The organism is Clostridium sp. (genome assembly GCF_032576335.1).
In the GTDB taxonomy this organism is placed as follows: Bacteria; Bacillota; Clostridia; order Oscillospirales; family Acutalibacteraceae; genus Faecalispora.
The window spans coordinates 1-13,383 of record NZ_JAWFXC010000017.1; the positions used below are offsets into that span (position 1 = coordinate 1).

The following is a 13,383-nucleotide window of genomic DNA, read 5'->3' on the forward strand; positions in this document are numbered from 1 at the left end:
AAGTGTCAGACCGTAATATGCCCTTGCAAGGGCGGCCAGTAATGGAGCCTTATAGGCGACTAAGAAAAACCGCCGGCTTAGCCGGCGGATATTTATTATTTGCTAGATATGCAATCAAATTTTTCAAATGACATTACATGTTAAGAAGAAAGAATATAATATAGGTATTTATTTCGAAATATCAAAAGGTATAGTTAATAGCTATAACAACGTATAGAGAATAGGAGTTACCATATATGTTTACTTCTATAATATAATGGTCTAAACAAAGAAATCAGGGAGGGCTTCAAAATGAGCAAAAGATTCCACACGGTCGGCAGTTTACTGCGTCCCCAAAACCTATTGGGCTACAAACACCAAATTGAAGAGCGGGATGACATTACGTACCCATTCTATTCCGATTTTGAAGGCTATGAGCAATGCGAGCTCGAGGCAACCAAAGAGGTTGTGAAACAACAAATACAGCATGACCTTGCGATTATAACAGACGGTGAATATTCAAAATCGATGTGGCATCTGGATTTTGTTTGGGGCTTTGAGGGCGTAAGTCGATATATTGCAGACCATGGCTATTTCTTCCGTGATAAAGACGATACGCAAAAATACGAAACACGCCGCGATATTGGGCTACGCATTACAGCTCCTCTTAGCGGAAAGAATCACCATTTTATTGAGGTGTTCAAACGCCTACAATCCATTGCGGGGGAAAAAGAGACAAAGCTTTGCATCCCCTCGCCATCCCATATTTTCGGGGAGCTCTCTTGGTCGGATAATATTGGTGGCAAAGATTCCGTTTATGCTACCACACAGGAGCTAAAGGCAGGACTTGTGAAAGCATACTGCGAGTTTCTTGCGGAGTTTGCCGCAGCAGGCGGAAAGATTTTGCAGCTGGATGACTGCCTGTGGGAGCTTTTTGCAGACGATAACCCCAATTCTCCTTACACGGGTGAGAATGTGGATCAAGCTACGGTACATGCCTTGGCATCCGAGTTTATTGACATTAACAATACCGTAATTGATTATGGACACAGCCTTGGTCTACAAATGTGGACTCATAACTGCCGTGGTAACTATGACTCCCGCAACATGGGCGGCGGTTCCTACCTCAAGATTGCCAACCTGTTCCTAAAGCAGCTCAAATATGACCGCTTTTTCTTGGAGTGGGATGATGATAGAGCCGGTTCATTGGAGGCGCTTGCCGTATTCCAAGAAAAACCAAATACTGAAATTGTGCTGGGTCTGCTTTCTAGTAAAACGAATACACTAGATGATGAAGAGCGTGTATTGCGTTTGCTCAATGAGGCGGCACAAATCATCCCCAAGGAGCGTTTATTATTGTCTCACCAGTGCGGCTTTGCCTCTTGCGACTGCGGCAACGAGCTCACAGAAGAGGAACAGTGGGCAAAAATTGACCAAGGCCAGAAAATAGCCCTTTCATTCTGGGGAGAATAATAGAAAACCAATAAAAAGAAGGATTCCATGAGGAATCCTTCTTCTTATTTTCAGAGTAGCGCTCGCTACAGTTGTTTTATACAGAGGTTCCAGATTTCGTCGTAATATAACTGAAAGCGCTTTTGCTGGCTACTACCATCTTTAAAATGAACGGTTACCTTTAGAATTTCTCCATCGAGTCTAGCATCTAACTCTTTTAAAATGTCATTCTCTAACTTGGAATAATACATATGGTCTACTTCTTTTACGCTTTTGCCCTGTTTTAGAGCTTTTTCAGCATTACTATTCATTTCGGCCATTTCTTTTCGGGTCACAATTTTGCCAACTTTATAGCCGAACTGCTTGCTGAAATCGTATTGGTCTTCATAAGAAATGGTGTAACTCTTTCCTACTGTTTTATAGCACCAAGTTACTACCGATTCATTAAAATCCTTGTCATAATATTCGTATTTTTTTGCGTCAGGGAATGCGGTGTAAAGACTATCCAAATTGTAAGAAGAATCATTTGAATAAGGGTCCACCCAATCCTGACAAGGGTAAACCTTGTATTCTTCTGGAATTTCCTCTGGTTTTTTGGTTCCTTGCATATTTGGAAAATTACCATTAAGGTCGTCCACCTTAAAATAGGCATTAAACAGAATATCTAATTGCTTATTATCTAACAAAACAATTTTTGCGAAGTCTATTTCTTGTGAATCATAAGTAATACTTTTAATGTTTTCTCCCTTGCATTTTAGACCTAAAAAACCATAATGTTTCCATTCCTCATCAGCGTTATCGAGTCTGGCGCGCATGGGTTGGTAGCCATAAGTTTGATTAATAAGGCTAAGGTTAATCTTTTTGCCTTTTTCCACAGAGCTTTCCGTTTGGTTTTCTGCCATGGCAACCAGTGAAAACTGATTTTTTGGGGGAGTAGTAGTTGGAGTCCATCCAACTCGCAGACCGCTTAGCGTAATTAATACAAATAAACTAAAGCATGTGGCAACTTGCAGTTTTTTGCGGATTGTCCATTTTTGCGGTGAAGAAAGTGCAGCCATAATCACCTTCTCTTTTAGGTTGGGATTTGGCATTATGTTCTCAATCGACTTTGTAATATCCCTTTCATTCATTTACCGCAACCTCCTCCAGTTGTATTTTCAGTTTTTTACGGCCGCGATAAAGTGCTGCCTTTACTGCATTATCGCTGATTTTTAATATGGAAGCGATTTCTGTCACTTTATAGCCTTCTGAATAATGAAAAACAAAACAGTTTTTTCTCGGCTTGGCAATGTAAAAAGCTGCTCTAGCACAAAGGTGTCATTTTCAGAAACAACCATGTTATTAAGTACATCCATTCCAACGGTGGAGCGGCGAAACCAGTTGCGCAGCTTATCCTTGCTTCGGTTGGTCGCAACGCGAATCAGCCATGCTTTCTCGTGTTCTGTATTTTGAAAAACGGGTCTTTTCTTCCAATAACGTACAAATGTATCTTGAACAGCGTCCTCGGCATCCTGTTGATTTCCGAGCAATACCATACAGAGACGATAAAGTATGGTGCTGTAATTATCGTATTTCTCTTCAAGCAAAGCTTCGTCCGAATCGAGCATTTCATCACTCCTTTCACCTATAAAACGATTGATGACGTTAAAAGGTTACTTTATATTAATTAAATATTTATTTATCAAGAATTAGTATAATGTGAAAATTCATTTTCATAATGTAATTAAAATAAAAAAGCTCTGTTTCCTTTATGCAATGGAAACAGAGCTTTTTATGAACTGAAATACTTTGGTTAATAATAAAAACGAATGAATTTAATATTGTAAAAATCGCAAGCCAATAAGTCATCTGAATCAGATTCGTTTATCAAAATATAGTTTGCGCCAACACCCAGCAACGTGCCGGTGCGGTCTGTTAAAGTATTTGTTCCAAGCAAAAATTCAACACGAACCCGGCGCCCGATTTGGGTGCGCAGGAATCCGTTTAAATACTGCAGGCTTTCTACCGTCATCGGCATAGGCTGCGTTAGGTCCGTAATTGCACCGGAGAAGCTTTCTGGTGGAGAGTTGGGTACAAAAGCTCCTTGGCCGGAGGTTGCTCCCTGTGTAAGAGTCGCCGAGGGAGATGCGCCGGCGGGCTGTTGAAAATCCACCTGCTGGTAGGGTGTGGTAGTAATAGGGGGCGTCATGTTAGGCATTGTCTGCGGGGGAATTTGTGCGGCCATTTGAGCCTGTGCACTTGTGGTGGGCTGCATATTTTGTGCAGCGGCCTGCGGCCATCCACCCATTCCGCAGGATGGGCAAGGGCCAGTTTGGGAATAAACCGCACTGTACCCCATGTTTGGTTGATTCATGGTGTGGTCACCTCATTATGTGAGTTTGTATTTTTCTGTGGGCGCGTAAAAGCAGTGTTGATAGATATGGCTGTAAAAGGCTCCAACGCCTCCGGGAGGGAATGAACTTGGGCAAGTAGGACGAAATGGATTAAAGTAGAACAGACTATTGCCGATGCCGGAAAACAAATTGCCAGCAATAATTGCGTCTGCAATTTCGTAGTGAATCTCTTCTGGATCCATGTTATACACGTTTTGTGCGTTGTACTGTCCACCTACCGTTGTCATCATGCAAGTAAACTGGCCGGGTTGTTCAATGATGTTACGGATGCTGCCGCCTTGGCTGACTCGAAAAAATTCGCCATATGGAACGTTGGCTCTATTTGCCACTACGGTAGCTACGGCTTTCATTCCGGTATCGCCTTCGCCACCGGCTTCGCATTTTATCAGCCTTGCGAGCAATTCTCTTTCATTATAGGGCATATAGCTCATTCCTTGTTTGATACAATTTGCGAAAAATAGCCTTAACACAGTATATGGTTGTACTTTGATTCTGACACAAAATACTTTTTTAGCAGCAAACCCACATAAACCGCAGTGGAAGAATTATACTAATCAGTACCGCAATCGTGTTTTCAAAATGGATGCGGATATAGGCATATGGCAAATTTTTGCGTTTTACAGTGAGCAAAAGAAAAGAGGGGGAGCATGAAAACCATTGTATTGTGTGGAAAGCAGAGCGATACGGCTCTTTCACAAGTGCTGCTGAAAGTTCTGCGCCGGCATGGCCGGGTGCAATATTTTAACGGAACACATTTAAAAAATATTCCCGGTATAGCGCAAGAAGTTTTTTGTATTTACGATTGCGAAAAGCTGCCAGTGATAGACACGCCAAATACAATTTTAGTGTTTAAAAACAGCTTTATTCCCAGCACGGAGAAAAGTGAGCTCCCCTATGGAATCCCCGCTGTGTTTAGTTCGCGCTGTGAAAAAGCGGTAGAACAGCTTTTGGGCGAGCCTGTGATTCCGGTGGTATGCGGTACTTCTTCCAAAGATACGCTTAGTGTCGCAAGCCTTTCGGATGGTAGCGCTTGTGTGAGCCTTTTGCGAAGCTTATGTACACTCACAGATGAAATCTTAGAACCAAAAGATATTACAGTGGTTTTGCAAAAAGAAATAGGAACGTATTCCTTGCTGGCAGCCTGCGCCGTATGCCTGTTGTGCGGTATAGAATCGGAAAATGGATATTCTTTTTAAATTTACAAAAAATTGTCAGTTATAAAAAATCTATGATGGCACACAATAACTTTGCAGACGCACAAAGAGTTTTAAAAAAATTATTTAAAAAAAAGATTAGGAGTGTATTTTATTATGGCAAGCAATAAGAATGTTGTTCCTCAGGCTCGTGAGGCACTGAATAAGTTTAAGATGGAAGCTGCTTCTGAAGTTGGCGTAAACCTCAAGCAGGGTTACAATGGTGATTTGACCTCCAGAGAAGCTGGCTCAGTTGGTGGCCAGATGGTTAAGAAAATGATCCAGTCCTATGAGCAGAACATGAAATAAAATCTGCTAAATGAAAGGAGCCTCATATCCAGCCGGATATGAGGCTCCAATTTTTTAAGGAGGAGGGGTTTTTAAAAACAAATCAATCATTCTTAGCTTTCATAATCTTCTCGAATACGCTGAAGGTCCGATTCGGAATCTACTTTAATCCCGGTTGCGAGCAAAAGCTGGTCGGTTTGTGGAAGAGAAGAAACGTCCACGTCTATCATTTCAAACGGGGTATTTTCTTCATTTTTAAAAATCCCGATTTTACCATCATAGCTCCGCACCCAATAGCCGCCCTGTTGGCTTGCCATGGCAGGCAGGTTACCGTTTTCTTGACTTGATGGGGCATTTGAGGTAAAATGAATCTGATTTTCTACTGCAGAAGGGGCGGGATTGCCGCTCACCTGAGGACTGAAATGTGCAATCAGCATCAGGCCGACCAGGACCAATACGGTACACACGGCTAGACTGACGAATTTTTTCAAAAGGAATCACCTCAGCGATAGTATTAGTTCAAGATGGGAATTTTATACATATCTGCAAGAATATCGGTAATTTGTGCCATCCTTATAGATAGACAAAGGTTTCGGGCACAGTAAAAGAACAGCAAAAGGAGGTGACCGCCTATGAGAAAAACTGATTTAAACAAGTACGTTGGTGCACCAGATACCAGCCGCGCCGGGAGTGCATCCATCGCCGTGCGAATTGCTGCAAGGGGAGTTGGCAGTATAGTGGCGGTTCTGGCAGTTGCCGGAGTAATTGTACTGTTTTTTTTAATCTCTTTTGTCATGAGTTTTCGCAATGAATCCATCAAAATGGACCTCAATAATTTGAAACTCAATTATACCAGCTTTATTTATGTGAATAACGAGTCGGATCAACCGGTGGAATACCAGCGTCTTTACAGCTCTGAGAACCGTATTTGGGTGGATTACGATAAGATTCCTCAAAACATGAAAAACGCAATGGTTGCAATTGAAGACAAGCGCTTTATGGAACATAACGGGGTAGATTGGCGCCGCACAGCCGGTGCAGTTACAACTCTGTTTACCAAAGGTGGCAGCTACGGCGGGTCTACAATCACACAGCAGCTGGTAAAAAATATTACCGGCGATAATGAGGTAAGCCTCACCCGTAAGGTCAAAGAGATTTTTCGTGCCGTGAATTTAGATTCCCGCTATTCTAAGGAGCAAATTCTGGAGGCATACCTTAATGTAGTAAACTATGGCAGTGGGTGCCAAGGGGTACAGGCGGCTGCAAACCTGTATTTTGATAAAGAGATCAGCCAGGCTACACTCGCTGAGTGTGCGTCAATAGCTGCGATTACACAGAATCCGTATAAATACAATCCCTTAAACTTTCCACAGAATAATAAGACTCGCCAACAAATTGTTTTAAAAGAAATGCTCGACCAGCAAATGATTAGCCAAGATGAATACAACACCGCCATGGAGGAAACGAACCACATGGTGTTTGTGGGCAATAAAAACGAGAATGTAGTGAACGACTCACCGGTGTGGAACTGGTATGTGGATGCGATGTTTGAGGATATTGTGGAAGACCTGCAAGCAACACAGGGCATCTCAAAAGAAAAGGCTGTGTACATGATGTACCACGGTGGCCTTAAAATTTACAGCGCGATGGATCCAAAAGCGCAGAGGGTGGCAGAGGAGGTTGTCTCTGGCAACGGTATGCCGTCCGATAAAAAAATTCAGTTGGGCTATTATATGATGGACTATAACGGGCGTGTGCTTGCGACCATTGGCCGCCGCGGTGAGAAAACTGGCAACCGCCTTTTAAGCTACGCGACAGACAGCCAGCGACAGCCTGGTTCATCGATTAAGCCAATCGCATCTTATGGCCCGGCAATCGATATGGGAGTCATCAATTATTCCACTATTTTACCAGATGAACCAGTAGATAATTATTTCGGCCCCGGAAAACCCGGCCCGAATAACTGGTATCGTAAGTTTTACGGTTCCATTACGGTACAGCGCGCTTTGGAAATTTCTTCAAACGCTGCGGCTGCTCGCCTTGTAAAGAAGATTACTCCTAGCGTATCCTATCGGTTCTTAACAGAACAACTTGGATTTACGCACTTGAATCCTAAAACGGACAGCGTGCAAATTTCTGCAATGGCAATTGGTGGTATGAATGGCGGTGTAACAGTAAAAGAAATGACTGCCGCATACCAAATGTTTGGCAACGGCGGTCAATACTTTAAACCATTTACCTATTACTATGTAGAAGACCACGATGGAAACGTAATTTTGGACAACCGCCAGAATGCGGGAACACAGGTTATTAAATCATCAACGGCTACCATTATGAACCGTGTTTTGCGTACCGTTGTATATGGCTCAGAGGGCACTGGCGGCGGAGCAGCCGTAAGCGGTTGGGAAGTCTTCGGTAAAACCGGTACGACCGACGAAGATAAGGACAGTTGGTTTGTAGGTGGTACTGCCCAATGTGTTGCCGGTATTTGGACGGGATATGAGACACCAAAATCACTGTCTCATAACCAAAAAGAAAACTATACCCGGTATGCCACAAAAATTTGGAAGAGTATTATGACCCAGTATTTGGATGGAAAGAAGAAAGTTTCTTTTCCCACAGATTCCAATGTGGTTTCCGCAACCTTCCGTACCGATAACGGAAAGCTTTCTGGTGCAAATGTTGGCGTTGCTACGAAAACCGGTTGGTATGAACGTGGCAATATGCCAGAGGTAGACACCAGTCCGCCTTTGAATTCTGAGGTTAATTCCGAGGTGATTTCAGAGCCGGAGAATTCCAAGCCGGAGAATTCACAAGGAGAATCGCAAGAGGAGCCATCTCCGGGAACAAGCTCTAAGTCGGAGTGGGAGCCATCAAAGCCCTCGAAACCGGAAAACCCGCATTCGTCTGCCCCCTCGTCTCATTCACCTGTAGATGGGAATCGCCCAGGGCAAGACAATAACGGCCTTTGGGTTCCGCCAGATACGTAAGTGTGACCCGGAGCATAGCAACTGAATCATCAAAAGCGTCTGAAAAAATTATTTTTCAGGCGCTTTTTTCAATTTCACTGCGTCTCTTGGTCAAAGCATACTGCTTTTTTGAAAGGAAGATTCAGATTTTTACACTTTTCACTATTGAAATTAACGTCGGAAAATGATAAACTGTATTTTATTACAATACAATAGTTCGTGGGTGGTGGACAATGAAAGAGTCAACTTTTTTTCTGGTAGATAAAAAGGTTCTGCCAAAGGTATATTCCAAGGTTGTGGAAGCCAAGCAGTATATTATGAACTCTGAAGCCGCCAGCACATCTGAGGCGGCACGGATGGCGGGGATCTCACGCAGCGTGTTTTACAAATACAAAGACTCTGTGTATCCGTACCAGCCAGAGGCGACCAACCGTATTTTAACCATTCAGGCGGTGTTGTTTGACCGCCCCGGTGTTTTAATGTCTTTGGTGTCTGAGTTTTACGGAGCGGGAGCTAATATATTGACCATTAATCAGAATATTCCGGTTGGTGGGAAAGCAATGGTTTCTATTTCAGCTCGTATTAACAATTTGCTTGGCACAATAGACGAATTGCTTGCGCTGCTTCTCAATGTGGAGGGCGTGTGCAGTATCGATAACATTACCGATCAATAAATCGAATTTTGCTATTGAAATGAATCCTGTGGCTTTCAAATGGCTTTTCAAAAATGGTTCTTTCCCTGCTATGTAGGATGGGGGAACAACTTACAGGGAAAATTAGATTAAGGGGTGTGGATGAAGTGGTGGAAATCGCAATCATGGGGTATGGTGTAGTTGGCTCTGGTGTGGCAGAGGTACTAACCAACCATACAGAAAATATTGCAAAACGCGCGAAAGAAGAAATACGAATCAAATACATTCTGGATTTAAAGGAATTCCCGGAGGATCCGCTTGCGGATCGTTTTACCAAATCCTTTGACGATATTTTAAATGATCCGGATGTAAAAGTGGTAGTTGAGGTTATGGGCGGCCTACACCCGGCATATGATTTTGTGCGTAGCTGCCTGTTGGCAGGTAAAAACGTGGTTACCTCCAATAAAGAGCTGGTAGCGGCAAAGGGTGCCGATTTACTTGCACTGGCACAAAAGCAGAACCTGAACTTTTTGTTTGAGGCAAGTGTTGGCGGCGGTATCCCGATTATTCGCCCGATGAGCCAGTGCCTTGCGGCAAACGATGTCATTGAGATTGACGGTATCCTCAATGGAACTACCAACTTTATACTAACAAAGATGATTCGCGATCAAATGGATTTTGAAGACGCACTGGCACTTGCGCAGAAGCTTGGCTACGCAGAGCGCAACCCTGCCGCGGACGTGGAGGGCATGGATGCCTGCCGCAAAATTTGCATTCTGGCCTCCTTGGCATTCGGCAAGCATGTATACCCTGACCAGGTTCACACAGAGGGAATTACCAAAGTAACCTTGGCAGATGTAGAGTACGCAGAGGTTTGGGGTGGTGTCATCAAGCTGATTGGCCGTGTGAAGATTCTGGAGAACGACCAGATTCACATTATTGTTTGCCCCATGTTTGTTCCCCGCAGCAGCCAACTTGCCACTGTGGACGATGTGTTCAACGGTATACAGGTGCGTGGCGATTCCATTGGCGATGTTGTGTTCTATGGTAAGGGAGCCGGTAAGCTGCCCACCGCGAGTGCGGTAGTAGGAGATGTGATTGATTGTGTTCGTCACTTCAAGGCACGCAAGTACCTATATTGGGAAGACGCTGTGCCGAACTATGTGCGCGATTACCGTAAGGATACCGTTGCTTTCTATGTACGAGCTAAATCTAAAGATTCCGCTTTTGCATTGGGTCAGGCAGAGGGCTTATTTGGAGCCGTTCGCCAGCTCGTGCGTAAGGGAGCAGAGAAAGATGAGTTTGCTTTCGTAACAGAGCCCATGGTGGAGGAAGACTTCCTTCATTCCGTAGAGGAAATGAAAGCGAAAGGCATTGAGATTCGTTCTACCCTGCGTCTGGGTGACTTTTAATCCATTTGATAAATTGATATCTTAAGTAATATATAAATTTGCCTTATAATTGAATGCTTAATTTAGAAAGAGGAAATCCCATTATGATTCGAATACAAGTACCGGCGACCAGCGCAAATTTGGGGTCCGGTTTCGATGCGCTGGGAATTGCCCTGAGCTTGTACAATCAGGTTTGGATGGAGCCAAGCGATACGCTTCAGATTTCTAGCAGAGATGCGACCGCAGTACCCCAAGATGAGCATAACTTAGTTTATTGGGCAGCAAAACTCCTGTACGAGCGCTGCGGGTACAGCCTGCAAGGCTTGCGGATTGAGCAGGAGAACAACATCCCCATGGCGCGCGGCCTAGGCAGCAGCTCGGCTTGTATTGTGGCCGGTTTGCTCGGCGCCAATCATTTTCTAGGTAACCCGCTGAATCAGCAGGAATTAATTGATTTTGCTGCCGAAATTGAGGGTCACCCCGACAATACCACGCCCGCCCTTTTAGGTGGCCTTGTTACCTCGGCGATGGAGCAGGGGAGAGTGTACAGCGTGAGCGTGCCGGTTTCCAATAAAATTCGGTTTGCAGTGTTTGTGCCTCCCTTTGAGCTAAAAACCGAGACGGCTCGCAAGGTTTTGCCGAAAGAATATTCGAGAGAGGATGCGGTCTATAATTTATCGCGTTCCGCGCTGATGACGGCCTCTCTCTTTTCGGGGAATTTGGAAAACCTGCGTGTTGCGGTGCAAGACCGCATTCACCAGCCATACCGAAAGGGACTCATTGACCACTGCGATAAGGTATTTGAATTGTGTGAATCGCTGGGTTCGCTAGGCACTTATGTGAGTGGTGCAGGCCCGACAATTATTGCAATGGTGGAGGCGGAGCAGGCACAAAGCTTTGCACAGCGCGCACAGGTGCATATGGCAGAGTGGGGCGTAGCGGATTGGGAAATATCGGTTCGCAGTGCAGAGGCACACGGTGCAAAGGTATTTAAAGAAACCAGTAAAAACTAATGATTTAGCGATATATTATCTGATATTGGAGGACAGAACGTTATGAGCTTGATTGTTCAGAAATTCGGCGGCAGCTCCGTTGCAAATGCGGAACGTTTACGCAACGTCGCCGACATCATCACCAAAACGTATTCCCAAAATAACGACGTGGTCGTTGTGGTTTCTGCGCAGGGAGATACGACGGATGATTTGATTGCCAAGGCAAAAGAGGTAAATCCCCGCCCGTCCAAACGGGAGATGGATATGCTGTTAACAGCCGGTGAGCAAATGTCTGCCTCACTTCTCGCTATGACCATTGAGCAGATGGGCTTCCCGGTGGTTTCTCTTCTTGGCTGGCAGGCTGGTTTTCAAACCGATACCGCTTATGGCTCTGCCCGCATTAAGCGCGTGGTGCCAGACCGCATCAAGAAAGAAATTGATAAGCGGAACATTGTGATTGTAACAGGCTTTCAGGGTGTTAACCGCTACAATGATATGACCACGCTCGGCCGCGGCGGCTCCGACACAAGCGCAGTAGCTATTGCGGCAGTAATGCACGCAGACCTGTGCCAGATTTATACGGACGTGGAGGGTGTGTATACCGCAGACCCCCGTAAAATACCAAATGCAAAGAAAATTGATGTGATTTCCTACGATGAAATGCTGGAGTTAGCGACACTTGGTGCGCAAGTGCTGAATAACCGCTCTGTGGAAATGGCAAAGAAATATAATATTGAGATGGAAGTATTGTCCAGCTATAACCGGGTACCGGGTACGATTGTTAAGGAGGCAAGCAAAATGGAAAAAATGTTGATTAGCGGCATTGCAAAGGATAACGGGGTAGCCCGTGTAGCAATTATTGGTGTACCGGATCGTCCCGGTTTGGCATTTAAGGTGTTTTCTAAGCTCTCTGCAAAGGGCGTTAATGTCGATATTATTTTGCAGTCCATCGGGCGCAACGGCACAAAGGACATCAGCTTTACCATTTCAGAAGATCACCTGCAGGCTGCCATGGAGGTTCTTACCCCTTATGTAGAGCAGATTGGTGCCTCCAGCGTGGTATACGATGAAGACGTTGCAAAGGTTTCTATCGTTGGCGCCGGTATGGAAACACACCCCGGCGTAGCCGCTATGATGTTCGAATCCCTGTTTGAGTCTAACATCAACATTCAAATGATTTCCACCAGCGAAATTAAGATTTCGGTTCTGATTGAGCGCAAGGATGCCGATAAGGCAGTTGCGGCAATTCATAACAAATTCTTCCCAGAGGTAATCGATCAATAAGCCTCCTTAAAATTTTTCCCTATTAAGCGGGAAAATAATTTCATTATAAAAGCAGGAGCTAGCGCGGTTGCGCTAGCTCCTGCTTTTTAAACTAAAATAGTTGATAATAAATATTTATAATGGTACTATATAAATAAGATTGTCGTATAAGTTTTATCAATTATAATATTAAACGGGGTAGAAGTATGATTTTTGATATATCATTTATCAAGACGTTAATACTCATTGGTTTGATGGCTCAAATTATATGGATGATGAGGGAAACATGAAAAAAGAATTAATCATTTTTATAGTTGAAAACATTTGTCTTTTTGTATTCTGTTATTTCACGATGGATTTTGGCCATTTACAAGTAATTGATTATTTTTTATTAATGTTAATTCTTGCTTTTTGGCTTATGTTTGGGTTCCGTTTTTATAAGCTTCGAAAGCAGTAAAGAACATGCAATCAAAAAAGGAGTTTTCACAACAGTGAAAACTCCTTTTTCTATACTCTCACTGTTGGGATTCTTTACTCGGCTTTAAGATTCCCAATCTTCTTCTGTATCCATTTCGTAAGCAGGGAACCCACTATAAAAAGAAGAGAAGAACCAATCGCAGGGTAAAAAGTGTAGTAAGGGTCGCGTAAAAAGTCAAAGCTTTCAGCAAAAGACAAATAACTCAATAGAGTAAGAAACAGAGACAAAACAAAATAAATCCCTGCCTGACAGAATAGCTGTTTTATGGTGCTTCTAATGCGGAATTGCGTTAAAATGCCCATTACAAAACCATATAGGTAAGCACCAAAGAAAATAAAAGGCATATAGAACAA

Annotated in this window: 15 protein-coding genes; 8 read left to right on the forward strand and 7 right to left on the reverse strand. The window is 43.8% G+C overall.

From position 1 onward, the window contains the following. Nucleotides 1–291: 291 nt before the first annotated feature. Nucleotides 292–1,452, forward strand: a complete 1,161-nt coding sequence (locus E7L17_RS13490; RefSeq protein ID WP_316323661.1) for a cobalamin-independent methionine synthase II family protein — start codon at nt 292–294, stop codon at nt 1,450–1,452. 65 nt (nt 1,453–1,517) lie between these two features. Here the strand turns inward: E7L17_RS13490 and E7L17_RS13495 are convergent, their stop codons facing one another. From E7L17_RS13495 to E7L17_RS13515, 5 genes are all read right to left on the reverse strand, one after another. Beyond that, complete coding sequence (locus tag E7L17_RS13495) at nt 1,518–2,561, reverse strand: hypothetical protein (protein ID WP_316323662.1); 1,044 nt, start codon at nt 2,559–2,561, stop codon at nt 1,518–1,520. Then, nucleotides 2,554–2,667, reverse strand: coding sequence for a sigma factor-like helix-turn-helix DNA-binding protein (locus E7L17_RS13500; protein ID WP_316323663.1), 114 nt, complete (start codon nt 2,665–2,667; stop codon nt 2,554–2,556). Before E7L17_RS13500 ends, E7L17_RS13495 begins: the two co-directional genes overlap by 8 nt. Then, complete coding sequence (locus E7L17_RS13505; protein ID WP_316323664.1) at nt 2,664–3,038, reverse strand: RNA polymerase sigma factor; 375 nt, start codon at nt 3,036–3,038, stop codon at nt 2,664–2,666. The genes E7L17_RS13500 and E7L17_RS13505 overlap by 4 nt, the downstream gene beginning before the upstream one ends. A 185-nt stretch (nt 3,039–3,223) precedes the next feature. Beyond that, entirely contained in the window at nt 3,224–3,784 is a 561-nt protein-coding gene (locus E7L17_RS13510) for a hypothetical protein (protein WP_316323665.1), read from the reverse strand. Between the two features lie 15 nt (nt 3,785–3,799). Next, nucleotides 3,800–4,246 (reverse strand): cell wall hydrolase, encoded by a 447-nt coding sequence (locus E7L17_RS13515; protein ID WP_316323666.1) that lies wholly within the window; start codon nt 4,244–4,246, stop codon nt 3,800–3,802. Between the two features lie 225 nt (nt 4,247–4,471). On the opposite strand from E7L17_RS13515, the gene E7L17_RS13520 reads away from it, so the two are divergent. Both E7L17_RS13520 and E7L17_RS13525 read left to right on the forward strand, forming a co-directional pair. After that, a complete protein-coding gene (locus tag E7L17_RS13520) occupies nt 4,472–5,020 on the forward strand; it encodes a hypothetical protein (RefSeq protein WP_316323667.1) in 549 nt (182 codons plus the stop codon). Nucleotides 5,021–5,134: 114 nt separating this feature from the next. Next, nucleotides 5,135–5,326 carry an alpha/beta-type small acid-soluble spore protein gene (locus E7L17_RS13525; RefSeq protein ID WP_085834189.1) on the forward strand — a complete coding sequence of 64 codons (192 nt, stop codon included), beginning with the start codon at nt 5,135–5,137 and terminating at the stop codon, nt 5,324–5,326. 92 nt (nt 5,327–5,418) lie between these two features. Here E7L17_RS13525 and E7L17_RS13530 read toward each other — a convergent pair whose 3' ends face one another. After that, nucleotides 5,419–5,796, reverse strand: coding sequence for a hypothetical protein (locus tag E7L17_RS13530; RefSeq protein WP_316323668.1), 378 nt, complete (start codon nt 5,794–5,796; stop codon nt 5,419–5,421). 141 nt (nt 5,797–5,937) lie between these two features. Between E7L17_RS13530 and E7L17_RS13535 the strand changes: the two genes are divergently transcribed. From E7L17_RS13535 to E7L17_RS13555, 5 genes are all read left to right on the forward strand, one after another. Then, nucleotides 5,938–8,295: a transglycosylase domain-containing protein gene (locus E7L17_RS13535; protein WP_316323669.1), complete on the forward strand. Its 2,358-nt coding sequence runs from the start codon at nt 5,938–5,940 to the stop codon at nt 8,293–8,295. A 212-nt stretch (nt 8,296–8,507) separates the two neighbouring features. Next, the gene (locus E7L17_RS13540) at nt 8,508–8,948 is read left to right on the forward strand and encodes an ACT domain-containing protein (protein WP_316323670.1); all 441 of its coding nucleotides are present in this window, start codon (nt 8,508–8,510) and stop codon (nt 8,946–8,948) included. Between the two features lie 125 nt (nt 8,949–9,073). After that, complete coding sequence (locus E7L17_RS13545) at nt 9,074–10,318, forward strand: homoserine dehydrogenase (RefSeq protein ID WP_316323671.1); 1,245 nt, start codon at nt 9,074–9,076, stop codon at nt 10,316–10,318. Between the two features lie 83 nt (nt 10,319–10,401). Next, nucleotides 10,402–11,310 carry a homoserine kinase gene (gene thrB / locus E7L17_RS13550; RefSeq protein ID WP_316323672.1) on the forward strand — a complete coding sequence of 303 codons (909 nt, stop codon included), beginning with the start codon at nt 10,402–10,404 and terminating at the stop codon, nt 11,308–11,310. 42 nt (nt 11,311–11,352) lie between these two features. Continuing rightward, entirely contained in the window at nt 11,353–12,573 is a 1,221-nt protein-coding gene (locus tag E7L17_RS13555; RefSeq protein ID WP_316323673.1) for an aspartate kinase, read from the forward strand. Between the two features lie 510 nt (nt 12,574–13,083). Here the strand turns inward: E7L17_RS13555 and E7L17_RS13560 are convergent. Beyond that, nucleotides 13,084–13,374, reverse strand: coding sequence for a hypothetical protein (locus tag E7L17_RS13560; RefSeq protein WP_316323674.1), 291 nt, complete (start codon nt 13,372–13,374; stop codon nt 13,084–13,086). Nucleotides 13,375–13,383 lie beyond the last annotated feature (9 nt).

Coding starts and splice junctions, on each gene's coding strand:
- E7L17_RS13490 (WP_316323661.1), top strand. CDS start 292: ATGAGCAAAAGATTCCACACGGTCGGCAGTTTACTGCGTCCCCAAAAC.
- E7L17_RS13495 (WP_316323662.1), bottom strand. CDS start 2,561: ATGAATGAAAGGGATATTACAAAGTCGATTGAGAACATAATGCCAAAT.
- E7L17_RS13505 (WP_316323664.1), bottom strand. CDS start 3,038: ATGCTCGATTCGGACGAAGCTTTGCTTGAAGAGAAATACGATAATTAC.
- E7L17_RS13510 (WP_316323665.1), bottom strand. CDS start 3,784: ATGAATCAACCAAACATGGGGTACAGTGCGGTTTATTCCCAAACTGGC.
- E7L17_RS13515 (WP_316323666.1), bottom strand. CDS start 4,246: ATGCCCTATAATGAAAGAGAATTGCTCGCAAGGCTGATAAAATGCGAA.
- E7L17_RS13520 (WP_316323667.1), top strand. CDS start 4,472: ATGAAAACCATTGTATTGTGTGGAAAGCAGAGCGATACGGCTCTTTCA.
- E7L17_RS13525 (WP_085834189.1), top strand. CDS start 5,135: ATGGCAAGCAATAAGAATGTTGTTCCTCAGGCTCGTGAGGCACTGAAT.
- E7L17_RS13535 (WP_316323669.1), top strand. CDS start 5,938: ATGAGAAAAACTGATTTAAACAAGTACGTTGGTGCACCAGATACCAGC.
- E7L17_RS13540 (WP_316323670.1), top strand. CDS start 8,508: ATGAAAGAGTCAACTTTTTTTCTGGTAGATAAAAAGGTTCTGCCAAAG.
- thrB (WP_316323672.1), top strand. CDS start 10,402: ATGATTCGAATACAAGTACCGGCGACCAGCGCAAATTTGGGGTCCGGT.
- E7L17_RS13555 (WP_316323673.1), top strand. CDS start 11,353: ATGAGCTTGATTGTTCAGAAATTCGGCGGCAGCTCCGTTGCAAATGCG.
- E7L17_RS13560 (WP_316323674.1), bottom strand. CDS start 13,374: ATGCCTTTTATTTTCTTTGGTGCTTACCTATATGGTTTTGTAATGGGC.